Source organism: Frankia sp. CoBUL1 (genome assembly GCF_978021245.1).
The window spans coordinates 14,175-35,674 of sequence record NZ_CDXDOS010000011.1 but is presented as its reverse complement, the minus strand read 5'-3'; the positions used below and the strand labels follow the sequence as shown (position 1 = coordinate 35,674).

Sequence of the window (21,500 nt, the reverse complement as noted above, 5' to 3'; positions counted from 1 at the left end):
CGTCGAAATAGCGACAGGAAGCCTGGGAGAAACGCTGAAGCGCGCTCAGATCCGGGCGATACGAGAGGTGACTGAATGGGTAGCCCAGCAGAGATCCAGAGATGGGGAGAATCCCTCCGAGTAGCCGCCGCGAGCGCAGACCCGGGCCGGCTGGTGGCCCGGGTCGCGTTCGCGGGCCGGACCTCGACCGAAGACCAGCAGGACCCGACCCTGTCCCTGCCCCGGCAACTGCGGCGATGCTCGGCGGTCATTCCGGAAGACGCGGTGATCGTCGCGCATTTCTTCGACATCGAGTCCGGCCGCATGGACCTCTCAGCCCGCGGCCGGGGTAGCGCCCACGAGCTGTTCGACATCCCGATCCCGCGCGACGGCGGCATCCAGGATCTTCTCGCCGAAGCCGAGCGGCCCGACCGGCGGTTCGACTACGTCATCTGCGAGTCGATCGACCGCATCGCCCGGCGCACCTACTACGGCACCTACATCGAGCACCACCTGGAGAAGGTCGGGGTCCGCCTCCTCGCCGCCGACGAGCCGATCCAGATCGGCACGTCGGGCCGGCGCAAGGCCAGCGCGACCACCGTGCTGACCCGGCGGGTCAAGCAGGGCATCGCCGAGTGGTACGTCCTGGAGATGCTGGAGAAGTCCTGGGACGGGTTCGCCGTCCACACCGAGCAGGGCTTCAACATCGGCAAGCCGCCCTACGGCTACCGCGCCATCCAGATCCCGCACGCCGTACCCGCCAAACGTGCCAAGGGCGTCAAGAAGACCCGACTCGTCGCCGACCCCGTCCAAGGGGCCGTCGTCCGGCAGATCTTCGCCTGGCGCATCGGCGAACGCGCGAGCTACCAGCAGATCGCCGACCGGCTCAACCAGGACCTCGTCGCCCACCCACCGCCGACACCGGTCGACCCCGCCCGCGCCGTCGGACGGTGGACCATCTCCAACGTCCGGGAGATCATCACCAACCCGAAGCACACCGGCCACATGGTCTGGGGCCGCCGCGCCCGCAAACGCGGCCGGAACCGCGCCAACCCGGTCGAGGACTGGATCTGGTCACCCCAACCGACCCACGACGCCTACGTCACCCTCGAAGGCTTCGTCGAGGCACAGCAGATCGCCAGCCAGCACGCCAAGTCCCGCAGCGCCGGTGGCCGCAACCGCCACCCCCAGACACGCCGCCTCTACCAGCTGCGCAGTCACCTGTTCTGCGACCTGTGCGGCCGGCGCATGTACGGCAAGACGTCGAAAGGCGTCAGCTACTACGTGTGCGCTCCCAAACCCGGCTACGTGCCCGCCGGCCACCCGGCGGCATCCAGCTGGTGGGTCCGCGAGGAACCAATCGTTGAGGGCCTCAGCGAGTTCCTCGCCGAAAGGATCTTCGGGACGTACCGGCGTGACCTGCTCGCCAGCGCGCTGACGACAGGCACCGACCCCGACACCGACGACCGTGATCGACGCATCGCCACACTAGAACGCTCCCTCGCCACCAACGAGCGTCGCCGACGGAGCCTGATCAGGAACCTCGAACTCGTCGATGATCCAGACAACCCAGACCCGGACCTGAAGCACGACTTCGCGGAACGCCGCGCCGAGCTTCGAGCCGAACGAACCAAGCTCGAACGCGAACTCGACGATCTACGCGACCAGGCACAGAAAGCGACGAACCCGGCACTGCTCGCACTGCTGCCCATAGGTGCCATCGACCTCGCGTACCTACCAGACGAGATCAGCCGCCGGCTCTTCGCGGCCCTCCGCCTGGAGATCCGCTACAACCGCGACACCCGCACCGCTCGATGCAGAGTTACCCTATGTGGCGACACGGTGCGATCCGTGGCGGAGATCGGCAGTAGCATCGTCGGCTCCAAGCCTACCGAGAGGGAACACAGAGATGACCAAGGGAGAGGACCGAAAGTGATCAATGGGGAGCGGCGGCTTCCCTCCTTCTACTTGGTGCCCCCGGCAGGATTCGAACCTGCGCACCCGCCTCCGGAGGGCGGTGCTCTATCCCCTGAGCTACGGGGGCTCCGGGTCAACGCGGCATACGCTACCAGGACGGAACGCCGGATCGGGAATCCGGGTCGCCGTAAGCTTCCGGTGTGTACCCTGCCACCCCCCGAGTCCTCGTCGTCGACGACGACGCGGTGATACGTCAGCTCGTGGTCGTCAACCTTGAGTTGGAGGGCTTTGAGGTCCATACCGCCGTAGACGGCGTGGACTGCCTGGAGATGGTGCGCGAGATCGCCCCACAGGTGATCACATTGGACATCATGATGCCGAGGATGAACGGCTGGGACGTGGCCGCCCGGCTGCGGGAGGAGCCGGACACCGCCGCCATCAAGATGATTATGCTGACCGCCCGGGCTCAGGAGGCCGACGTCAAGCGTGGGATGCGGGTCGGGGTGGACTACTACCTGACCAAGCCGTTCGACCCGGACGAACTCATCGGTGTGGTCCAGCGGCTGGCTGCGGGCCAGCCGGTCTGACCCGGCGCCGATAACATCGCCGTCATGACCCCCGCCGATCTCGCTGACGCCATCGTGACGGCCATCGGCCGCGCGGTCGCGGACGGCGACTTGGACGTGACTGTGCCGACCGCCGTCACGGTGGAGCGGCCGAAGACGCCCGAGCACGGGGACTACGCCTCCCCGGTCGCGCTCCAGCTTGCCAGGGCCGCCCGTCGTCCGCCGCGCGCCGTCGCGGAGACGTTGGCCCGGCGGCTCGCTACCGACAGCGAGCTCGCCGCCGTGGACGTCGCCGGCCCGGGGTTCCTCAACTTCCGGCTGGCCGACGCCGCCCTCGGAGAGATCGCCCGCACGGTGGTGTCGGCCGGTGACCGGTACGGCTGGGCGGTCAGGCCACGAGGTGTCCGGGTCAACCTGGAGTTCGTCAGCGCGAACCCGACCGGCCCGGTGACGCTGGCCTCGGCGCGCCGGGCGGCCGTCGGGGATGCCCTGGGGCGCATCCTGCCCGCGGCCGGGTTCGAGGTGGGCACGGAGTACCACGTGGGCACGGAGTACCACTACGACCGCGGGGCGTCCGAGCAGGCCCTGCACGACCTGGTCGACGCGGCCGGGGCCGGCGCGGCGCGGTACTGGCTGGTCCGGTCTTCGCCGGATTCGGCGCTCGATCTGGATCTGGACCTGATGGCCCGCCAGACCAGTGACAACCCGGTCTTCTACGTGCAGTATGCCCACGCGCGGATCAGCTCGCTGCTGCGCGACGCCGAGTCCCTGGGCCTCACGGCCGCGACCGAGCCGGTCGACGTCGCCCTGCTGACCCAGCCGCGGGAGGGTGAGCTGCTGCGCGCGCTCGGCGAGTTCCCCCGAGTGATCGAGTCCGCCGCGAGGCTGCGTGGCCCCCATCGGCTCGCCCGCTATCTCGAGGAACTTGCCGGGGTCTACTACCGGTTCTACGACTCCTGCCGGGTGCTTCCGCAGGGCGACGCCGAGCCCGGTCCGGCCACCGGCGCGCGGCTGATGCTCGTGGCGGCGACCCGGGTGGTGTTCGCGAACGGCCTGGGACTGCTCGGGGTCAGCGCCCCCGAGCGGATGTGACGAGCGGTCGGTCCGGGCGTCCGGGCGGGTTCGGGAACGAGCCGGTTGGAAAGCGTGAAACAGGCGGCATGAGGCAGGCAGAGGCGAGATGAGCGAGATCGACAGCCCGGCGGTGGTGCCGTTGGAGGAGAAGCCGTTGGAGGAGAATCTGTGGCCGGCCACGGCCCGGCTGGACGCCGACGGTGTGCTGCGAATCGGTGGGATCCGGGTTAACGAGCTGGCCGCCGAGTTCGGCACGCCGGCCTTCGTTCTCGACGAGGCCGACTTCCGGGCCCGGTGCGCGGCTTGGCGGCGGGCGTTCGCCGAGTGTGACGTCTACTACGCGGGCAAGGCCTTTTTGTGCCGCACGATCGCTCGCTGGGTGGATGAGGGGGGTCTGAATCTCGACGTCTGTACGGGCGGGGAGCTTGCGGTGGCCCGCTCGGTCGGCTTCCCGGCGGATCGACTGCTCTTCCACGGCAACAACAAGTCCGTCGCGGAACTGCGGGCGGCCGTCGGCTATGGCGTCGGGCGGATCGTCGTCGACTCCTTCGCCGAGATCACCCGCCTGGCAGCCGTCGCAGCCGAGGCGGGCGTGCGCCAGCGCGTGCTGATCCGCGTCACCCCGGGCGTGGAGGCGCACACACATCACTACGTCTCCACCGGGCAGGAGGACCAGAAGTTCGGGTTCTCGCTGGCCGGCGGGTCGGCGGCCGAGGCGGTGGAACGCGTGCTCGCGGCCGCCGGCTCCCTCGAACTCGTCGGCCTGCACGCGCACATCGGCTCGCAGATCTTCGACACGGCCGGGTTCGGCCTGGCGGCGCACCGCCTGGTGGGCCTGCTCGCGCGCATCCGCGACACCCACGACCTCGAACTGCCCGAGCTCGACCTCGGCGGTGGCCTCGGCATCGCCTACACCGGCGAGGACGCCCCGCTGGAGGTCACCGACGTCGCCGAGCGGCTGACCGCCGTGGTCGGCAAGGAGTGCGCCGCCGCGGGCCTGACCGTCCCGCGCCTCGCGGTGGAACCGGGACGGGCCATCGTCGGATCGACGACGGTGACCCTCTACGAGGTCGGCACTGTCAAGGAGCTGCCCGGGCTGCGCACCTTCGTCAGCGTGGACGGCGGCATGAGCGACAACATCCGCACGGCGCTCTACGACGCCCGCTACACCGCCCGGCTGGTCTCCCGGACCGGTTTGGCCACGACGCACGTCGTCACGATCGTCGGCCGGCACTGCGAGTCCGGGGACGTCGTCGCCCACGACGTGCCGCTGCCCGACGACGTCCGGCCCGGTGACCTGCTGGCCATTCCCGCCAGCGGCGCCTACCACCGGTCGATGGCCAGCAACTACAACCACGTGGCGCGGCCACCGGTGATCGCCGTGCGCGACGGCGCGGCCCGGATCATCGTCCGGCGGGAGACCGAGGACGACCTGCTGCGCCTGGACGTCGATCCGGGCGTGAAGGTCGAGCCGGGCGCCGACCCGGCCTCCCCGGAGGTGGCGTGGTGAGGATCGCGTTGCTCGGCTGTGGGGTCGTCGGCAGCGAGACCGTCCGGCTGTTGCAGGCCAACGCCGCCGATCTCGCCGCCCGGGTCGGGGCTCCCCTGGAGCTCGCCGGGATCGCGGTGCGCAGGCCGGGCCGCGCCCGCGCCCTCGACGCGGATCCGGCGCTGTTCACCGGGGATGCGGCGGGCCTCGTCGCCCGGGACGACGTCGACATCGTGATCGAGCTTGTCGGCGGCATCGAGCCGGCCCGCTCCTGGCTGCTGTCCGCCCTGCGGGGGGGTAAGTCGGTGGTCACCGCGAACAAGGCCCTGTTGGCCTCGGACGGCGCGACGCTGCACGACGCGGCCGCCGCGGCCGGCACCGATCTCTACTACGAGGCCGCCGTGGCCGGGGCCATCCCGCTGATCCGCCCGCTGCGCGAGAGCATGGCCGGGGATCGTGTGCACCGGGTGCTCGGCATTGTCAACGGGACGACCAACTTCGTGCTGACCCGGATGGACGAGATCGGCGCGTCGTTCACCGAGGCGCTCGCCGAGGCCGGGGCGCTCGGATACGCCGAGGCCGATCCCTCCGCCGACATCGATGGGTTCGACGCGGCCGCGAAGGCGGCCATCATGGCCCAGCTGGCCTTCCACTCCCGGGTAACGATCGACGACGTCTACCGGGTCGGCATCGGTGAGATAACCACCGCCGACATCGCCAGCGCCCGGGAGCTCGGTTGCACCGTGAAGGCACTCGCGGTGGCGGAACGCTCGGCCGAGACCGAGGGGATCAGCGTGCGGGTCCACCCGGCGATGATCCCGCGCACCCACCCGCTGGCCGGGGTGCGGGAGGCCTTCAATGCGGTGTTCGTCGAGTCCGAGGCGGCGGGCCAGCTGATGTTCTACGGCCAGGGCGCCGGCGGGGCGCCGACCGCCTCGGCGGTGCTCGGGGATGTGGTCGCGGTCGCGCGCAACCGTATCGCTGGCCGTCGCGGCCCTGGTGAATCGTCCTACGCCGCGCTGCCTGTGCTGCCGATGGGCCGTACCGTGACGAGGTATCACGTGAATCTCGACGTCACCGACAAGACCGGCGTGCTCGCGACGGTCGCTGGGGCGTTCGCGCGTCACGATGTGTCTATCAGGAGCGTTCGTCAGGACGGCCGCGGCGACGACGCGAGCCTCGTCCTGGTGACGCATGCCGCCCCGGACGCGGCACTGTCCGCCACCGTCGAGGAGCTCCGCGGCCTCGCCGGTGTCCGGGCGGTGTCCGGCGTGATGCGGGTTGAGGGAGGTGAGCCGTGACCACGACGTCATCCACACCGCTCGCGGACGAGCCGGCCGTGCCGGTGCTGTCCGCGGCGCCCGATCGGCCGCACCGGCCGTGGCAGGGAATCATCGAGGAGTACCGGGACCGTCTGCCGATCGCACACGACACGCCCGTCATCACGTTGCGTGAGGGTGGGACGCCCCTGCTGCCCGCGGCACACCTCTCCGACCTCACTGAATGTGAGGTTCATCTCAAAATCGAAGGGGCGAATCCGACTGGGTCCTTCAAGGACCGCGGGATGACGGTGGCCATCAGCCGGGCTGTCGGCGCCGGTTCCCAGGCTGTCATCTGCGCGTCCACCGGCAACACCTCGGCGTCGGCCGCTGCCTACGCGGCCCGCGCCGGCATCACCTGCGCGGTGCTGGTGCCCAGCGGAAAAATTGCCCTGGGCAAGCTCGCCCAGGCGCTTGTCCACGGGGCCCGGCTGCTGCAGCTCGACGGCTCCTTCGACGACTGCCTGCGGGTGGCGCGCGAACTCGCCGACACCTCGCCGGTCACCCTGGTCAACTCGGTGAACCCCTTCCGTCTCGAGGGGCAGAAGACGGCGTCCTTCGAGATCGTGGAGGCGCTCGGCCGGGCCCCGGACGTCCACTGCCTGCCGGTCGGCAACGCCGGCAACATCACCGCTTACTGGCGGGGCTACCTCGAGGAGAACAACCGGATCGCCAGCGGCCACCCGCGGATGTGCGGTTTCCAGGCAGCGGGTGCCGCGCCCATCGTGCGGGGCGAGGTGGTGACCTCGCCGCAGACGATCGCCACGGCGATCCGCATCGGCAACCCGGCGTCGTGGGATCTCGCCGTCGAGGCGAGAGAGGCCTCCGGTGGTCTGATCGACGCCGTGAACGACCGGGAGATCCTCGCCGCCTACCGCTTGCTGGCCCGCAAGGAGGGCGTCTTCGTGGAGCCTTCCAGCGCCGCCAGCGTCGCGGGCCTGCTGAAGGCACGGGCGGGCGGCCGGATTGAACCCGGCGAGCAGGTCGTGTGCACTGTCACGGGCAACGGGCTCAAGGACCCCGACTGGGCGATCAGCGGCGCGGCCCGGCCGGAAACGATCCGCCCGACCGTCGCGGGCGCCGCCGAGGCACTGGGGCTGCAGCGCTCGTGACCACTCGGTCCTCCCCGCGCCCAGGCGGGACGGCGGCCTTCGCCGAGCGGGTCGGCCGGTCCGGGCCGGTCACCGCGGCCGACGGCGTGTCGCGGTGGGTCCGGGTCCGGGTACCGGCGACCAGCGCGAATCTCGGCCCCGGCTTTGACACGTTCGGCCTGGCATTGGGCCTGTACGACGAGGTCGATGTCGAGACGACCCGATCCGGTCTCACCGTTGACGTCGTCGGCACGGACGTCGTCGCCCGGGACGAGACGCACCTCGTGGTCCGGGCGATCCGGGCGACCTTCGACACCCTCGGCCGGGCGCAGCCCGGTCTCGCGTTGCACTGCGTCAACCGGATCCCGCACGGCCGCGGGCTGGGATCCTCGGCCGCGGCGATCGTCGCCGGGGTCGCCGCCGCCGCCGCGCTCGCGCAGCCGGACCTCGGGCCCGCCTTCGAGACCGGCGCCGCCTTCGAGGCCGGCGCGGACTCCGTGTCCGCGCCCGATGACGCACCCGAGCCGGATCCGGTGTCCAGAGCCGCGTCGGGAGCCGGCTTCTTCGGGCCCGCGGGCATGCTGCGGCTCGCCAGCGCCATCGAGGGGCACCCGGACAACGTCGCCGCGGCGCTGAGCGGGGGCTTCACCGTTGCGTGGCAGGACGGCGACGGTGCCCGGTCCCTGCGCGTCGATCCCTTCGCCGAGCTGAGACCCGTGATCTTCATCCCCGCGATACGGCAGTCGACCGAGCAGTCGCGCGGGGCGCTGCCGAGCGGCGTTCCGTTCGCCGACGCCGCCCGCAACCTCGGTCGGGCCGCGCTGCTGGCGTTGACGATGTCGGCAGCCGAGCCGGCCGCCGGGCAGCCGTCCCGACGTGCCGAGGCACTCCTGCGTGCCACCGAGGATCTGGTGCATCAGCCCTACCGGTTCCCCGGCGTCCCGGCGTCGGCGGACCTCGTCGGTCGGCTGCGCGGCGGGGGGATCGCGGCGGCCCTGTCCGGTTCGGGGCCATCCGTCATCGCCCTCGCCGTCGGTGGTGAACAGGCCGCGGCGGCGGTGGACGTGGCGGGTGCCGGGTTCTCCGTCGCCCCGCTGCCGGTGGACAGACACGGTGCACGCGTCATCCGATGTCGATCCGCAGCGCCATGACCCCGTTGCCCGCGGTGGGATCCGCTGCGACGGCTGGCGCTGTGAGCTCCCGATGCGCGGTTGTGTGTCACATCGGGAAGTCCTGACGTCTCAAGGTTGTTGCCGAGGTGTCTGCCGCTGGATAGTCTGGTGACTGCACCCGCTGCCACCGTGGCGCGTGCTCGCTCCCGCCGTGCCGCTCTGGTCTCGCCAGGTGGAACATGGTTCGGGACTCCGGTGTATAAGCTTCGTCGTCGTTGCCTCGGCTCCACACCGGCACTCCCAGGCGGGATCGGCGAGTTCGCTCGCGGCAGTCGGCCGCTGGCGCCGTACACGGGCGCGATGCTTGCCCATTCGGTGCTGTATACCCCTTCACCCGGCATGCGTGCAGGCGAAGAAGGTCCACAAGCAACGCCCGGCTCACCGGGAGCCAGTTCCTTCAGGGAAGGAAAACCTTGAGCGACACCACCAACGTGCTGCCGCAGAGCGCACGTGAGTCTGCGCCGCCCGTGACGCCTGCATCCCCCCGGGAGAGTGACCCGGCGGCGAGCACCTCGTCCGCAGACGCCATCTCGGCTGAGCCCACCGGGAACGGTGACTCGCGCGCAGGCCGTATCACCCGGACCGCTCTCGCCGCACCTTCTCCGGCCGGAGAAGGTGCGGCCGTGACCCGACGCCGCCGGCAGGGCACCGGTCTGTCCGCTATGCTGCTCCCCGAGCTGCAGGCCATGGCCTCGTCCCTGGGGATCCAGGGCGTGGGCCGGCTGCGCAAGGGCCAGCTCATCGCCGCGATCCAGAACGTGCAGAACAACGAGTCCGCGGCCGTGACGCCCGTCGCGGCAGCCCCAGCGACTTCTTCGGCCCCCGCGGCTTCTTCGGCCCCCGCGGCCCCCACGGCCCTTGCGCCGCCGCCCCCGGCGGAGTCGGGGCCGGCCTCGCCCGCCGGACCGGTTCCGGCCGCGAGCGAGACATCCCCCGCGCCGCGGGTGTCCCGGCAGGCTGCCGGCTCGGACGGCACCGCTACCCGCACCCGTTCCCGCCGTGGAGCCTCTCGGGCGGCGGCGAGCCCCGCCGCCGAGCAGCCGACCCTGCCCGAAACGGCGGCTGGGGACACGGTCGTGGAGACCCGGGCCGGATCGGTTGTGGACGCCCGGGCCGGATCGGCCGCTTCCGCCCAGCCGACCGTGTCCGCCCAGCCGGCCGGGGCGCCCGCGTCGGCTCCGCCGGCCGCCGCGTCCCACCGCCAGACCGATGCCGGTCCCCGGAGTCGGGAGGACCGTCGGGATCGTTCCGCCGACAACGGCCGGGTGAGCGCGAGTGACCGTCAGGGCGGTGAGGCCGGCGGCGAGCGTGCCACGGCGGACCGCCAGGGCGCGGACCGTCGCTCCGGTACGGACCGTCAGTCCGCTGATCGTCCCAGCCGCGTGGATCGCACCCAGCAGGGTGACCGGTCCGGGGCAGAGCGTTCCGGCGGCGACCGGCCCGGGCAGGGAGGGCAAGGGGGGCAAGGCGAGGACGACTTCGCCGCCCGTGGCCGGCGGGGCCGCTTCCGGGAACGCGGTCGTAACCGCGGTCGCGGCGGGCAGGCCGGCCCGAGCGAGAACGAGCCGGTCCTGCGCGAGGACGACGTCCTGGTCCCCGTCGCCGGCATTCTCGACGTTCTGGATAACTACGCCTTCGTGCGGACCAGCGGGTACCTGACCGGCCCGACCGACGTCTATGTCAGCCTCGCCCAGGTGCGTCGCAACGGGCTGCGCCGCGGTGACGCCATCACCGGTGTCGTCCGCGCCCCGCAGGAGGGCGAGCAGCGCCGGGACAAGTACAACGCGCTGGTCCGGCTCGACACCATCAACGGGATGGAGCCCGAGGAGGCACGCGGCCGGCCGGAGTTCACCAAGCTGACTCCGCTCTACCCCCAGGAGCGGCTGCGGCTGGAGACCGAGCCCCACATGCTGACCACGCGGGTCATCGACCTCGTGATGCCGATCGGCAAGGGGCAGCGGGCCCTGATCGTCAGCCCGCCCAAGGCGGGTAAGACGATGGTGCTGCAGTCCATCGCGAACGCGATCACGACGAATAACCCGGAAGTCCACCTCATGGTCGTGCTCATCGATGAGCGGCCGGAGGAGGTCACCGACATGCAGCGGTCGGTCAAGGGCGAGGTCATCGCGTCCACCTTCGACCGTCCACCGGCCGACCACACCAATGTCGCCGAGCTGTCCATCGAGCGGGCCAAGCGCCTGGTCGAGTTGGGCCACGACGTCGTCGTGCTGCTCGACTCGATCACCCGGTTGGGCCGTGCCTACAACCTGGCGGCCCCGGCCTCCGGTCGTATCCTGTCCGGTGGTGTCGACTCGACGGCGCTCTACCCGCCGAAGCGGTTCCTCGGCGCGGCCCGCAACATCGAGAACGGCGGGTCTCTGACGATCATTGCGACGGCGCTGGTGGAGACCGGTTCGACGATGGACATCGTGATCTTTGAGGAGTTCAAGGGAACCGGCAACGCCGAGCTCAAGCTCGATCGCAAGATTGCCGACAAGCGGATCTTCCCCGCGGTGGATGTCGACGCCTCCGGTACCCGCAAGGAGGAGATTCTGCTTGCCCCGGACGAGCTCGTGATCATGCACAAGCTGCGTCGCGTGCTCCATACCAGGGAGACCCAGCAGGCCCTCGAGCTCCTGCTCGATCGGCTCAAGCAGACCAGGACGAACTACGAGTTCCTGATGCAGATCGCCAAGACCGCACCGCCTCAGGATTAGCCTTCCCCCACACGGCGGCTTCGGCGCAGTGTGGGGGTCCCTGGCCCAGGGCGCCGTTCGGGGTTTCCGCGCGATCGCCTTCGGCGATCTTGCTGGGGGGTCGTTGGGGGCTTCGGCGCAGCGTGGGGATCCCTGCACCGGCTGGCGGTCGGCGCATCCGGCCTCTGGCAGACTGGCAGCAGACCGGCTCCGGTTCACGTCGTCCACGCGGGACGACGACCCGGCGGCCACTTTGAAAGAGGGATCATGAAGCCTGACGTCCACCCGACCTACCACGAGACGACGGTCACCTGTACCTGCGGGAACACCTTCACCACCCGCAGCACCAAGGAGAACGGCGCCGTCAACGCCGAGGTCTGCTCGCAGTGCCACCCGTTCTACACCGGCAAGCAGAAGATCCTCGATGTCGGCGGCCGGGTCGAGAAGTTCGAGCGCCGGTTCGGCCGGCGGCGCCCCGGCGAGAAGGCCGGCGGCGCGAAGTAGCTCGGCCGCGGCGCCCGTCCGGACTCCGGACGGGCGCCGTTCGCGTCTGGGACGGACGATACCCGTCCCACCGACCCCCTCCCGGAACCGTGACGCGTTCCAGGACCATGACGTGCGAAGGAACCACGATGACGTCCCCGCTCGACGGCCTGATCGCCGAGCACGCCGAGATCGAGGGGCAGCTCGCCGACCCGGCGGTGCACAACGACCCCGCGAAGGCGCGCGCCCTGAGCCGTCGCTACGCGCAGCTCGCCCCGGTCGTGGATCTTGCGCGCGAGCTCGACCGGGTGGAGGGAGACCTCGCTGCCGCCCGCGAGCTCGCGGTGCTGGACCCGTCGTTCCGGGACGAGGTCCATGATCTCGGCGAGGAGCTGGCCCGGCTCAACGACCGACTGCGGGCCTACCTCGTCCCGATCGACCCCGACGACGCCCGGGACGCCATCCTCGAGGTCAAGGCCGGCGCCGGTGGCGAAGAATCGGCGCTGTTCGCCGGAGACCTGCTCCGGATGTATCTGCGCTATGCCGAACGGCGCGGCTGGAAGACCGAGATCCTCGACGCCAACCCCTCCGACCTCGGCGGTTACCGTGATGTCAGCGTGGCGGTGAAGGCCCGGGGACCCGCGGGCCCCGGGGACGGTGTCTATGGCCGGCTGCGCTTCGAGGGCGGGGTGCACCGCGTCCAGCGGGTGCCCGTCACCGAGTCCGCCGGACGTATCCACACCTCGGCGGCCGGGGTCCTGGTGCTTCCGGAGGCCGAGGAGGTTGATGTCGAGATCGACCCGAACGACCTGCGCATCGACGTGTTCCGCTCGTCCGGCCCCGGTGGGCAGAGTGTCAACACCACGGACTCCGCGGTCCGGATCACCCATATCCCGACCGGTGTGGTGGTCTCCTGCCAGAACGAGAAGAGCCAGCTACAGAACAAGGAGTCCGCGCTGCGGATCCTGCGGGCCCGTCTGCTCGGGGCGGCCCGGGAGAAAGCCGAGTCGGAGGCGTCGCTGGCGCGTGCCAGCCAGGTCCGCACGGTGGACCGGTCGGAGCGGGTCCGGACCTACAACTTCGCCGAGAACCGGATCAGCGACCATCGGGTCGGCTACAAGGCACACAACCTCGACCAGGTGCTCGACGGGGAGCTCGACGAGGTCCTCGACGCGCTGGCCGCCGCGGACCTCGACGCGCGGCTGGCGGCTCAGGCGTCATGACCGGCCCGCCGGCCGTGCAGGGGCGCTCACGGGGCACGGAGCAGGAGCAGCCGGGCCGGGGTGCGTCCCCGCATTCGGGCTCCACGGATCCCCTGAGCCCGGTGCGCCACGCGGCCGACCTGACACCGCTGGCCGCGTGGTTGGCGGCGGCGACCGACCGGTTGCGTGCGGCCGGGGTGGCGAGCCCCCGCGCCGACGCCGAGCAGCTCGCTGCCTTCGTGCTCGCGGTGCCCCGCGGCAGGCTGGCACTGCTCGACGACGTCACGGCGGCGGCAGCGCGGCGGCTGGACGAGCTCGTGGCCAGGCGCGCGCAGCGGGTGCCGCTGCAGCACCTGACCGGTGCCGCCGGCTTCCGCCACCTCGATCTCACCGTCGGCCCCGGGGTCTTCATCCCGAGGCCCGAGACGGAGTCTGTCGTCGAATGGGCGCTTACAGAGCTCACCGGGTCCGCCGAGGCCCGGCGGCCGGGACCGTTGTGCGTCGATCTGTGTGCGGGCTCGGGGGCGATCGCGCTGTCCCTGGCGGCGGAGCTGCCCGGCGCGACGGTGCACGCCGTGGAGGTCGACCCGGCGGCGGTGGTCTGGCTGCGACGCAACATCGCCGGCACCGGTCTTCCCGTGACGGCGCACGCAGCCGACATCGCCGCGGCGCTGCCCGAGTCGCTCACCCGACTCGCCGGGACGGTCGACCTGATCATCAGCAATCCGCCGTACCTCCCCGACGCCGACCGCCACACGGTGGAGCCCGAGGTGGGCGAGCATGATCCGGCCCGTGCCCTGTGGGGGGGGCCCGACGGGCTCGACGTGGTGCGTACGGTTGTCGGGGTGGCTGCGCGGCTCCTGCGGCCAGGCGGTCTACTCGTCATCGAACACGCCGACGGCCACGGGGTGTCGGCGCCCGAGCTGCTTCGCGCCGACGGTCGCTGGTCGCACGTGGCGGATTATCGGGACCTGGCCGGCCGGGACCGGTTCGTCGCCGGCCGGCGCGGGGCGTCCCGTGAGCCCCGATCCTGAGGACGAACCCTGATCCTTGAGAAGAGGACGGGCAATGGAACGTTTCGACTGCTCTGACGAACGGGAGCGGGCCCGCGGTCTCGACGCGGCGGTCGGCACCGTCGCCCGGGGCGGGCTGGTTGTGCTCCCTACCGACACGCTCTACGGGCTGGGCGCCGACGCCTTCGATCGGGACGCGGTGGCCTCGCTGCTGGCGGCAAAGGGGCGTGGCCGGAACATGCCGGTTCCGGTCCTGGTCGGCTCCTGGCGCACCCTCGACGGGCTGATCGAGCGGATGACCCCCCAGGTCCGGGAGTTGATCACCGCATTCTGGCCGGGCGGGCTGACGCTGGTGGCCCGGCACACCCCGTCGCTGCGCTGGGATCTCGGGGAGAGCCGGGGCACGGTGGCGGTGCGCATGCCGCTGCACCCGGTGGCGATCGAGCTGCTGGGTCGGACCGGGCCGATGGCCGTCTCCAGCGCGAACATCAGTGGCGAGCCTCCGGCGACGACGATCGACGAGGCGCTGCACCAGCTCGGCGGTGCCGCGGATGTCTATCTCGACGGGGGACCGTGCCCGGCCGCCGTCCCCTCGACCATCGTCGACTGCACCGGGGAGGTGCCCGTTGTACTGCGCAGCGGTGCGATTGGCCTCACCGCGCTGCGTGCGGTGCTGCCGCTGATCCGGGAGCCCGTGAACCGATGAGCCCGTAGCTCGCAGGCGGCTCCGCGTGCCGGAGCCGGTCCGGACGGTCCGGGCCGGGATACGGTCCGGGCCGGGGTGGGCATGACGCCGCTGATCGTCCCGGCGGGAGAGTCCCGTACGATCCTGAACCGGGTCGCGGGGCGATGGTCACAGCGGGTGGCTTCGGGTAGATCCGGGTGGATGGTGTTCCCGGGCCAGAGGAGCATGGGGTGACCGGGTCGCCCGCGCGGCGGCACCGGTCATCGGTTGCCGGTTGTGGCGCGGTCGCCGTTCCAGCGCGGTCGCCGTTCTAACGCAGGAGGTTAGAAACGTCATGAGCACCCCGTTCTGGGGCCCGGACTTCGACCAGCTGAGCGCGACGGATCCGCAGATCGCGGAGGTGGTCCTCGATGAGCTGGACCGGCTGCGCGGCGGCCTGCAACTCATCGCGAGCGAGAACTTCACGTCCCCGGCGGTGCTGGCGGCGCTGGGCTCGACGTTGTCGAACAAGTATGCCGAAGGGTATCCGGGTCGGCGTTACTACGGCGGTTGCCAGGTGGTCGACCGGGCCGAGGAGATCGGCATCGCCCGGGCGAAGCAGCTCTTCGGCGCGGAGCACGCCAACCTGCAACCGCATTCGGGCTCGTCGGCGAACTTCGCCGTGTACGCGGCGCTGCTCACGCCCGGTGACACGGTCCTGGCGATGTCGTTACCGCATGGCGGTCACCTCACCCATGGCAGCAAGGTGAGCTTCTCCGGTAAGTGGTTCAACGTGGTGGCCTACGGCGTGCGGGAGGACACCGAGCTGATCGACTACGACCAGGTGCGGGAGCTCGCCCGCCAGCACCGGCCCAAGATGATCATCTGTGGGGCGACGGCCTACCCACGTCTGATCGACTTCGCCGCGTTCCGCTCGATCGCCGACGAGGTCGGTTCGTGGCTGATGGTGGACGCGGCGCACTTCATCGGTCTGGTCGCCGGGGGCGCGATCCCGAGCCCCGTTCCCTACGCCGACGTTGTCAGCTTCACCACCCACAAGGTGTTGCGCGGCCCGCGAGGGGGCATGATCCTCGCGCGTGAGGAGCTGGCTTCCCGCATCGACAAGGCCGTGTTCCCGTTCAGTCAGGGTGGCCCGCTGATGCACGCGGTCGCGGCGAAGGCCGTCGCGTTGCGGGAGGCGGCCTCGCCTGCTTACGCGCAGTACGCTCGCCAGGTGGTGGCCAACGCGCAGCGGCTCGCCGACGAGCTTGCCGCCGAGGGCATCCGGCCCGTCGCCGGTGGCACCGACACCCATCTCGCCCTGCTCGACCTGCGGGAACTCGGGGTCAGCGGCAAGGAAGCCGAGGCGCGTTGCGACGCGGCCGGCATCACCCTGAACAAGAACGCCATTCCCTATGACCCGCAGCCGCCCGCGATCTCCTCCGGCATCCGGGTGGGAACCCCGGCGGTCACCACCCAGGGGATGGGCGAGGGGGAGATGAAGGAGATCGCGGGGCTGATCGCCCACGCGGTGCGTGAGCCGGACACCGCCGCTGACGTCGCGGCGGCGGTGTCCGCGCTCGTCGCCCGGCATCCGGCCTATCCGCGGTAGGGGTCGATCCGCGGTGGGGGATCAGGCGGTTCCGCACGGCCGCGGCAGCAGGCGGCAGTAGCCGGATCCGGGTCCGGCAGGCGGGAGATGCCCGACGGTGCGCGAGTACCTGCTCGTCTTCGTGGTCTCGGCGGCGGTGACCTTTCTCGCCACGCCGGTGGCACGCGTCTTCGCCATGCGCATCGGTGCCGTCGCCGGGGTACGTGCCCGCGACGTCCACTCCACCCCGACGCCCCGGCTGGGGGGCCTGGCCATGCTTGCCGGGCTCTACGCCGGGTTCGGGGTGGCGGACCGCCTGCCGTTCCTCTCGGTGGTCTCCCAGGACTGGTCGGAGATCCGGGCGGTGCTCGTCGCCGGCACCTTGATCTGCCTGCTCGGCGTCGCCGACGACCGATGGGAACTGGACTCCCTGACCAAACTGGCCGGGCAGGTCGCCACGGCCGGCATCATGGTGCTCCTCGGCGTCCAATGGACGTTTGCGATCAATCGGGACAGCGAGACGACGCTGAGCCTGGGACCGGAGACCGCGGTCCCGCTGTCCATCCTCGCCACGGTCGTGCTTATCAACGCGATGAACTTCATCGATGGCCTGGACGGCCTCGCGGCGGGCGTCGCGGCGATCGCCGCCGGCGCGACCTTCTACTTCGCCTATCAGATCGCAGTGATCAACGGCTTCTACCGGGCCTCCCCGGCGGCGCTCCTGGCCGCCGTGACCGCCGGGGTCTGCATCGGCTTCCTGCCGCACAATTTCAATCCGGCCCGGCTGTTCATGGGGGACTCGGGCTCGATGCTCATCGGCCTGCTGTCGGCCGCATCGATGATCTCCGTGACCGGTCAGGTGGCCTACGGGGGTTACGCTGGACCCTCACGGTCCTACCCGTCGCTGATCCCGTTGGCGATACCCCTGGCCGTGCTCGCCGTTCCGTTTCTCGATCTCGGGCTCGCGGTCGTCCGGCGGACGAGGGCGGGGCGCTCGCCGTTCGCGGCGGACAAGATGCATCTCCACCACCGCATGCTGGAAATCGGTAATTCGCACGTGAGGGCGGTTCTCTTCATGTATTTCTGGGCGGCTCTGGTCGGGTTCGGAGGTGTCGCCGCGTCGTTCTCCAACTCCCCGTTGCCGATCCTGGTCGCCACCGTCGGAGTGGGCCTCGCGGTCCTGATCGCGCTGCTGATCAGGACCCAGCGATCGGCGCGGCGCGCATGATCGTGCCGGCGGCCCGGGTGATCCGGCTGGGAGCGGCGCTGACCGGGGTGCTGGCGGTCCCGGCGGTGGGGCTCGCGGTGGTCCTGCGCGGCGGGACGGGCGCCCTGAGTGCCGCGGTCGGCCTGATGATCGTCATGGCGTTCTTCGGTATCAGCAAGGTGGCGGTCGGGGCCGTCGCGCGCCGGGCGCCGCATCTGCTCCTGCCGGCGGCCCTTGGCACCTACGCGGCGAAGGTAGCACTGCTGGGTGTCCTGCTCGTGGTGATCCAGGACACGGAGGCCCTTGACCTGCCAGCCTTCGCCTGGTCGATTTTCGCCGGGGTCTTCGGGTGGATGGGTGCCGAGCTCTGGGTCGCGACCCACACCCGGATGCCCTTCTACGACCCGGAGCGTCCCGGCGCGTGGGACGCCTCGCGTCGTCCGCCGGTCTGATGACCTCGGGGGGAAACGGTCCCGGCGAGGCGTGGAACGTCTTCGGCACGTTGATCGCCGGAATGCTCTTCTGGGGACTGGTCGGTTTTGGAGCGGATCGCCTTCTCGGCTTTCACGTGTTGTTCCTGCCGATCGGACTGACCGTCGGCCTCGCCGCCGCGATGTACCTCGTGATCTATCGACTTACCCGGTGAGAGGGCGGATAGCCGGGCTTCCGGCCAGCTCGGCAGTCTTGGCGAAATACGCTCCGTTGGTCCTGTTCGCCCAGTTCGTTCGGCCTGACCGTTCTGTCCCGCTTGTCCTGGTAGTTCCGTCCTGCTGGACCTGGCTGTACCGACCGCCCCGGCTGTTCCATTGATTCGGGCCGGTCCTCGCCGTCGATGACCTCGAAGGTCATCGACGGCGCAACCGATTCCGGTCAGAGTGGACCCAGGTCGCCGAGACGGGGAAGGGAGAGCCGAATTGTGCTCATCTGGCAGACGTTGTGACGCTATTGGGAGTACCCGACGGCGGGAGATGGGTGCAGCCGGAAGCCGCGTGTCATCAACTCGTTGCGTTGTGTGGAATGGGTAGCAACGGAGTGAAACCCATAGACAACGCGCGGATGAACCAGTGCGAACGTCGAAGCGAGTCCGTGCTTGTGGGGTGCCGGTGTGGATAGTATCGCGGGCAACAGGACGTCGGCCTGCCGACACCCATCAGGGCCTGGGCTTGTCGAGGTGTCCTTCGGAGCGCTGTACCCGGTTGGCGACGGGTCGTTCTTCGGCGTGAGCGTGTCGTGCGAACCCGGTAGGGTGGAGGCAATCTGCCGCCGAGCACGGCAACCTCGCCGGGCCGTGAACGCGCTACCTAATCGATCATGGAGGTGTTTGTCGTGCCGGTCCTCGCCGACGAGGGCTTCGAAGGCCCCACCAAGGAGGTCTTCCAGACTCCGCACTGGTTCGATGTCGGGATCGGCTCGGTCAATCTCTACCTCAACAAGGCCACCGCGCTCACGATCTTTGCTGCGCTGTTTGTCGGTGTGATCTTCTGGTTGGGATTCCGCCGAGCTAAAATCATACCTCGCGGCCTCCAGAACCTGTGCGAGTCGGCCTACGACTTCATCGATCTGCAGATCGCCCGGGGTGTCATCGGCGAGAAGGGCACGAGATACACGCCCTACCTGCTCGTCCTGTTCAGCTTCGTGTTGATCTGCAACGTGCTCGCGGTGGTGCCCGGGGCCCAGTTCCCGGCGACCTCGCGCATCGCCGTCCCGATGGTTCTGGCGCTCGTCACGTACGTGCTGTTCAACTACGCGGGCATCAAGGCCAACGGCGCCGGTCCGTACTTCAAGGAGATGATTGACCCGGCTCCCACCGCGCCGCTGTGGATCCGCGTGCTCCTGGCGCCGATCGAGATTCTCTCGACCTTGATCGTGCGGCCCTTCACGCTGGCGGTCCGGCTCTTCGCGAACATGTTCGCCGGGCACATCCTGCTGCTGGTCTTCTCGCTGGGCGCGGACTACCTGCTGCCCAAGCCCCCCTATGTGTTCGGCGCCGCGTCACTGCTGGTGGCGATCATCCTCACGGCGTTCGAGCTTGTCATCGACGCTCTCCAGGCGTACATCATCACGATCCTCACAGCCGCCTACATCGGCGGTGCGATGGTGCACGGAGAGCACGAGGTAGCTCCGTCCGAGGAACTCGCCTCGCCTGCTCCGGTGGGCGTGCCGGTATCGGCCCGGGCCTAGATTCCCGACACACCCTTCCAGCACCGGCGAGTCCCGGTGCCCGACTGAATAGGAAAAGCACCGCAATGGCAGACATTCTCGCCGCCAAGGACGCTGTGAGCGGAAGCCTGGGCGCCGTCGCCTACGGCCTCGCCGCCATCGGTCCCGGTATCGGTATCGGTCTCATCTTCGGCCTGGGCGTCCAGGCGATCGCCCGCCAGCCCGAGGCCGAGCAGGTCGCCTTCCGGTACATGCTCATCGGCTTCGCTCTCGCCGAAGCCCTCGCGCTCATCGGCTTCGTCGTTCCCTTCGTCTTCCCGTAAACCGGCGGGGCAATCATGAGCGCGACATCCATCCTTATCGCCGCCGCCGAGAGCGGGCACTCCGACGAGAACGTTCTGGTCCCGCCGCTGAGTGAACTGCTCATCGGAACGTTGTCGTTCGCCTTGCTCGTGGCCTTCTTCTTCTGGAAGATCAGGCCGCAGATCGCCAGGACCTACGCGCAGCGCACCGAGCGGATCGAGGGCGGGCTCGCCCGCGCCGAGGCGGCGCAACGCGAGGCGCAGGCCCTGCTGGAGCAGTACCGCGCCCAGCTGGCCGAGGCTCGGACCGAGGCCGCGCGCATCCGCGAGGAGGCGCACGGCGAGGGCCGGCAGATCACCGAGGAACTCCGCGCCGCGGCGCAGCGCGAGATCGCCGAGATCAAGGCCCGGGCGGACGCCCAGCTCGCGGCCGACCGGGCGCAGATCGTCGCCCAGGTCCGCTGGGAGGTCGGTGAGATCGCGGTCGATCTGGCCTCGAAGATCGTCGGATTCCAGCTGGAGAGCAGCGCCACGCAGAACCGGCTGATCGACGACTTCATCGCAGCGCTTGACAACTCGGCCGAGGGCGTCGGTACCGTGGCCGCACCGGTCAGGCCGGGAGGCTGACGGTGGAGGGAGCCAGCAGGCACGGCTTGGCGGCCGCGCGGGCGACGCTCGACGAGGCAACCGCGACGGCACCGGGCGCGCCCCGCCCGGTGGACGCCGGGCGGATCGCCGAGGACCTCCGGGCCGTCGCCGAGCTCCTCGCCCGGGAGCCGGCCGTGCGCCGCGCCCTCACCGACCCGGGGGCACCCGTGGCCGCGCGCACGGAGCTGGTCACCCGGCTGTTCGGAACTCAGCTCGCCCCGGCGAGCCTGCGGATCGTGCACACGGCGGTCGGGGCGCGCTGGTCGCGGCCGTTCGATCTGCAGTACGCGCTGCTCGAACTGAGCGTCGAGGCGCTGCTCGTCGAGGCGGAGCGGGACGGGGCGCTGGAGGAGGTCGAGGACGAGCTGTTCCGGTTCGGCCGGATCCTCGACCAGAACGCTCCGCTCGCGCTCGCGCTGACCGACCCGGCCGCGCCGGCGGCAGTCAAGGACAGGCTGCTCACCCGGCTGCTCGCCGGCCGGGCGCACCCGGTCACCGTGCGCCTGGTCCAGCAGGCGGCGGCCGACCGGATCCACGGCGACGTCGAGCGCCGGCTGGCCGAGTTCAGCCGGATCGCCGCGGCCCGCCGGGGTCGGGTGGTGGCGATCGTCCGTACGGCGGTTCCGCTGAGTAGCGAAGTCGTCGCCCGTCTGGGTGCGGCGATCAGCCGGTACTTTGGCCGCCAGATCCAGCTGCAGGTCGATCTCGACCCCGACATCCTGGGTGGTGTCGTGGTCCAGGTCGGCGGCGAGGTGGTGGACGGCAGCGTGCTGCGCTGGTTCGTCGCCGCCCGCCGGGCCCTGCTCCGATAGGCGGCGACCGTGACCACGATGATCGTGACGGTCCCCGTCGCCGCGACCACCGCGGACCCGCATCCCGACCCGGGGCGACCTGCCCTGCCCGCAATGAAGGACGAAGGACGTAAGC

21 protein-coding genes, 1 tRNA gene and 1 pseudogene are annotated in these 21,500 nt (G+C 70.5%); 20 read left to right on the top strand and 3 right to left on the bottom strand.

Translation table 11 applies throughout. From position 1 onward, the window contains the following. Positions 1–312: 312 nt before the first annotated feature. The gene (locus tag AC08OX_RS02535; protein ID WP_476606308.1) at positions 313–888 is read right to left on the bottom strand and encodes a hypothetical protein; all 576 of its coding nucleotides are present in this window, start codon (positions 886–888) and stop codon (positions 313–315) included. Between AC08OX_RS02535 and AC08OX_RS02530 the strand changes: the two are divergent. Further along, positions 811–1,062: pseudogene (locus tag AC08OX_RS02530) on the top strand (recombinase family protein); the annotation flags it as partial. The gene AC08OX_RS02535 and the pseudogene AC08OX_RS02530 sit on opposite strands and share 78 nt — an antisense overlap. Here the strand turns inward: AC08OX_RS02530 and AC08OX_RS02525 are convergent. Both AC08OX_RS02525 and AC08OX_RS02520 read right to left on the bottom strand, forming a co-directional pair. Further along, the gene (locus tag AC08OX_RS02525; RefSeq protein WP_476606307.1) at positions 1,054–1,200 is read right to left on the bottom strand and encodes a hypothetical protein; all 147 of its coding nucleotides are present in this window, start codon (positions 1,198–1,200) and stop codon (positions 1,054–1,056) included. The pseudogene AC08OX_RS02530 and the gene AC08OX_RS02525 overlap by 9 nt on opposite strands. Before the next feature lie 748 nt (positions 1,201–1,948). Continuing rightward, positions 1,949–2,023, bottom strand: a tRNA-Arg gene (locus tag AC08OX_RS02520). A 73-nt stretch (positions 2,024–2,096) separates the two neighbouring features. Between AC08OX_RS02520 and AC08OX_RS02515 the strand changes: the two genes are divergently transcribed. The 19 genes from AC08OX_RS02515 (at position 2,097) to AC08OX_RS02425 (ending at position 21,385) form a co-directional block, all read left to right on the top strand. After that, complete coding sequence (locus tag AC08OX_RS02515; protein ID WP_011438104.1) at positions 2,097–2,483, top strand: response regulator transcription factor; 387 nt, start codon at positions 2,097–2,099, stop codon at positions 2,481–2,483. Positions 2,484–2,507: 24 nt separating this feature from the next. After that, positions 2,508–3,554, top strand: coding sequence for a DALR anticodon-binding domain-containing protein (locus tag AC08OX_RS02510; protein ID WP_476606306.1), 1,047 nt, complete (start codon positions 2,508–2,510; stop codon positions 3,552–3,554). Between the two features lie 88 nt (positions 3,555–3,642). After that, positions 3,643–5,046, top strand: coding sequence for a diaminopimelate decarboxylase (gene lysA / locus AC08OX_RS02505; RefSeq protein ID WP_476606305.1), 1,404 nt, complete (start codon positions 3,643–3,645; stop codon positions 5,044–5,046). Continuing rightward, entirely contained in the window at positions 5,043–6,326 is a 1,284-nt protein-coding gene (locus AC08OX_RS02500) for a homoserine dehydrogenase (protein ID WP_476606304.1), read from the top strand. Before lysA ends, AC08OX_RS02500 begins: the two co-directional genes overlap by 4 nt. Then, a complete protein-coding gene (thrC, locus tag AC08OX_RS02495) occupies positions 6,323–7,456 on the top strand; it encodes a threonine synthase (RefSeq protein WP_476606303.1) in 1,134 nt (377 codons plus the stop codon). The genes AC08OX_RS02500 and thrC overlap by 4 nt, the downstream gene beginning before the upstream one ends. Continuing rightward, a complete protein-coding gene (locus tag AC08OX_RS02490; protein ID WP_476606302.1) occupies positions 7,453–8,586 on the top strand; it encodes a homoserine kinase in 1,134 nt (377 codons plus the stop codon). Before thrC ends, AC08OX_RS02490 begins: the two co-directional genes overlap by 4 nt. A 644-nt stretch (positions 8,587–9,230) precedes the next feature. Then, positions 9,231–11,324: a transcription termination factor Rho gene (gene rho, locus AC08OX_RS02485; RefSeq protein ID WP_476606301.1), complete on the top strand. Its 2,094-nt coding sequence runs from the start codon at positions 9,231–9,233 to the stop codon at positions 11,322–11,324. Between the two features lie 246 nt (positions 11,325–11,570). After that, the gene (rpmE, locus tag AC08OX_RS02480; protein ID WP_476606300.1) at positions 11,571–11,807 is read left to right on the top strand and encodes a 50S ribosomal protein L31; all 237 of its coding nucleotides are present in this window, start codon (positions 11,571–11,573) and stop codon (positions 11,805–11,807) included. Between the two features lie 128 nt (positions 11,808–11,935). Continuing rightward, the gene (gene prfA, locus AC08OX_RS02475) at positions 11,936–13,009 is read left to right on the top strand and encodes a peptide chain release factor 1 (RefSeq protein ID WP_476606299.1); all 1,074 of its coding nucleotides are present in this window, start codon (positions 11,936–11,938) and stop codon (positions 13,007–13,009) included. Beyond that, the gene (gene prmC, locus AC08OX_RS02470) at positions 13,006–14,022 is read left to right on the top strand and encodes a peptide chain release factor N(5)-glutamine methyltransferase (RefSeq protein WP_476606298.1); all 1,017 of its coding nucleotides are present in this window, start codon (positions 13,006–13,008) and stop codon (positions 14,020–14,022) included. The genes prfA and prmC overlap by 4 nt, the downstream gene beginning before the upstream one ends. Positions 14,023–14,056: 34 nt before the next feature. Beyond that, positions 14,057–14,707 (top strand): L-threonylcarbamoyladenylate synthase, encoded by a 651-nt coding sequence (locus AC08OX_RS02465; protein ID WP_476606297.1) that lies wholly within the window; start codon positions 14,057–14,059, stop codon positions 14,705–14,707. A 313-nt stretch (positions 14,708–15,020) separates the two neighbouring features. Beyond that, positions 15,021–16,277, top strand: coding sequence for a serine hydroxymethyltransferase (locus AC08OX_RS02460; protein WP_476606296.1), 1,257 nt, complete (start codon positions 15,021–15,023; stop codon positions 16,275–16,277). 97 nt (positions 16,278–16,374) lie between these two features. Then, entirely contained in the window at positions 16,375–17,484 is a 1,110-nt protein-coding gene (locus AC08OX_RS02455; protein ID WP_476606295.1) for an MraY family glycosyltransferase, read from the top strand. Further along, on the top strand, positions 17,481–17,915 hold the full coding sequence (locus AC08OX_RS02450) for a hypothetical protein (protein WP_476606294.1): 435 nt from the start codon (positions 17,481–17,483) through the stop codon (positions 17,913–17,915). The genes AC08OX_RS02455 and AC08OX_RS02450 overlap by 4 nt, the downstream gene beginning before the upstream one ends. Next, positions 17,915–18,109 carry a hypothetical protein gene (locus AC08OX_RS02445; protein ID WP_023841093.1) on the top strand — a complete coding sequence of 65 codons (195 nt, stop codon included), beginning with the start codon at positions 17,915–17,917 and terminating at the stop codon, positions 18,107–18,109. Before AC08OX_RS02450 ends, AC08OX_RS02445 begins: the two co-directional genes overlap by 1 nt. Before the next feature lie 665 nt (positions 18,110–18,774). Continuing rightward, entirely contained in the window at positions 18,775–19,644 is an 870-nt protein-coding gene (gene atpB / locus AC08OX_RS02440) for a F0F1 ATP synthase subunit A (RefSeq protein ID WP_476606293.1), read from the top strand. Positions 19,645–19,709: 65 nt separating this feature from the next. After that, positions 19,710–19,946 carry an ATP synthase subunit c family protein gene (locus AC08OX_RS02435; protein WP_011438088.1) on the top strand — a complete coding sequence of 79 codons (237 nt, stop codon included), beginning with the start codon at positions 19,710–19,712 and terminating at the stop codon, positions 19,944–19,946. A 15-nt stretch (positions 19,947–19,961) separates the two neighbouring features. Beyond that, positions 19,962–20,552 (top strand): F0F1 ATP synthase subunit B, encoded by a 591-nt coding sequence (locus AC08OX_RS02430; RefSeq protein WP_476606292.1) that lies wholly within the window; start codon positions 19,962–19,964, stop codon positions 20,550–20,552. Positions 20,553–20,554: 2 nt separating this feature from the next. Then, positions 20,555–21,385 carry a F0F1 ATP synthase subunit delta gene (locus AC08OX_RS02425; RefSeq protein WP_476606291.1) on the top strand — a complete coding sequence of 277 codons (831 nt, stop codon included), beginning with the start codon at positions 20,555–20,557 and terminating at the stop codon, positions 21,383–21,385. Positions 21,386–21,500 lie beyond the last annotated feature (115 nt).

Excerpts from the sequence above, each read along its gene's own strand:
- AC08OX_RS02510 (WP_476606306.1), top strand. The coding sequence starts at position 2,508 with ATGACCCCCGCCGATCTCGCTGACGCCATCGTGACGGCCATCGGCCGC.
- lysA (WP_476606305.1), top strand. The coding sequence starts at position 3,643 with ATGAGCGAGATCGACAGCCCGGCGGTGGTGCCGTTGGAGGAGAAGCCG.
- rpmE (WP_476606300.1), top strand. The coding sequence starts at position 11,571 with ATGAAGCCTGACGTCCACCCGACCTACCACGAGACGACGGTCACCTGT.
- prfA (WP_476606299.1), top strand. The coding sequence starts at position 11,936 with ATGACGTCCCCGCTCGACGGCCTGATCGCCGAGCACGCCGAGATCGAG.
- prmC (WP_476606298.1), top strand. The coding sequence starts at position 13,006 with ATGACCGGCCCGCCGGCCGTGCAGGGGCGCTCACGGGGCACGGAGCAG.
- AC08OX_RS02465 (WP_476606297.1), top strand. The coding sequence starts at position 14,057 with ATGGAACGTTTCGACTGCTCTGACGAACGGGAGCGGGCCCGCGGTCTC.
- AC08OX_RS02460 (WP_476606296.1), top strand. The coding sequence starts at position 15,021 with ATGAGCACCCCGTTCTGGGGCCCGGACTTCGACCAGCTGAGCGCGACG.
- AC08OX_RS02450 (WP_476606294.1), top strand. The coding sequence starts at position 17,481 with ATGATCGTGCCGGCGGCCCGGGTGATCCGGCTGGGAGCGGCGCTGACC.
- AC08OX_RS02445 (WP_023841093.1), top strand. The coding sequence starts at position 17,915 with ATGACCTCGGGGGGAAACGGTCCCGGCGAGGCGTGGAACGTCTTCGGC.
- atpB (WP_476606293.1), top strand. The coding sequence starts at position 18,775 with ATGGAGGTGTTTGTCGTGCCGGTCCTCGCCGACGAGGGCTTCGAAGGC.
- AC08OX_RS02435 (WP_011438088.1), top strand. The coding sequence starts at position 19,710 with ATGGCAGACATTCTCGCCGCCAAGGACGCTGTGAGCGGAAGCCTGGGC.
- AC08OX_RS02430 (WP_476606292.1), top strand. The coding sequence starts at position 19,962 with ATGAGCGCGACATCCATCCTTATCGCCGCCGCCGAGAGCGGGCACTCC.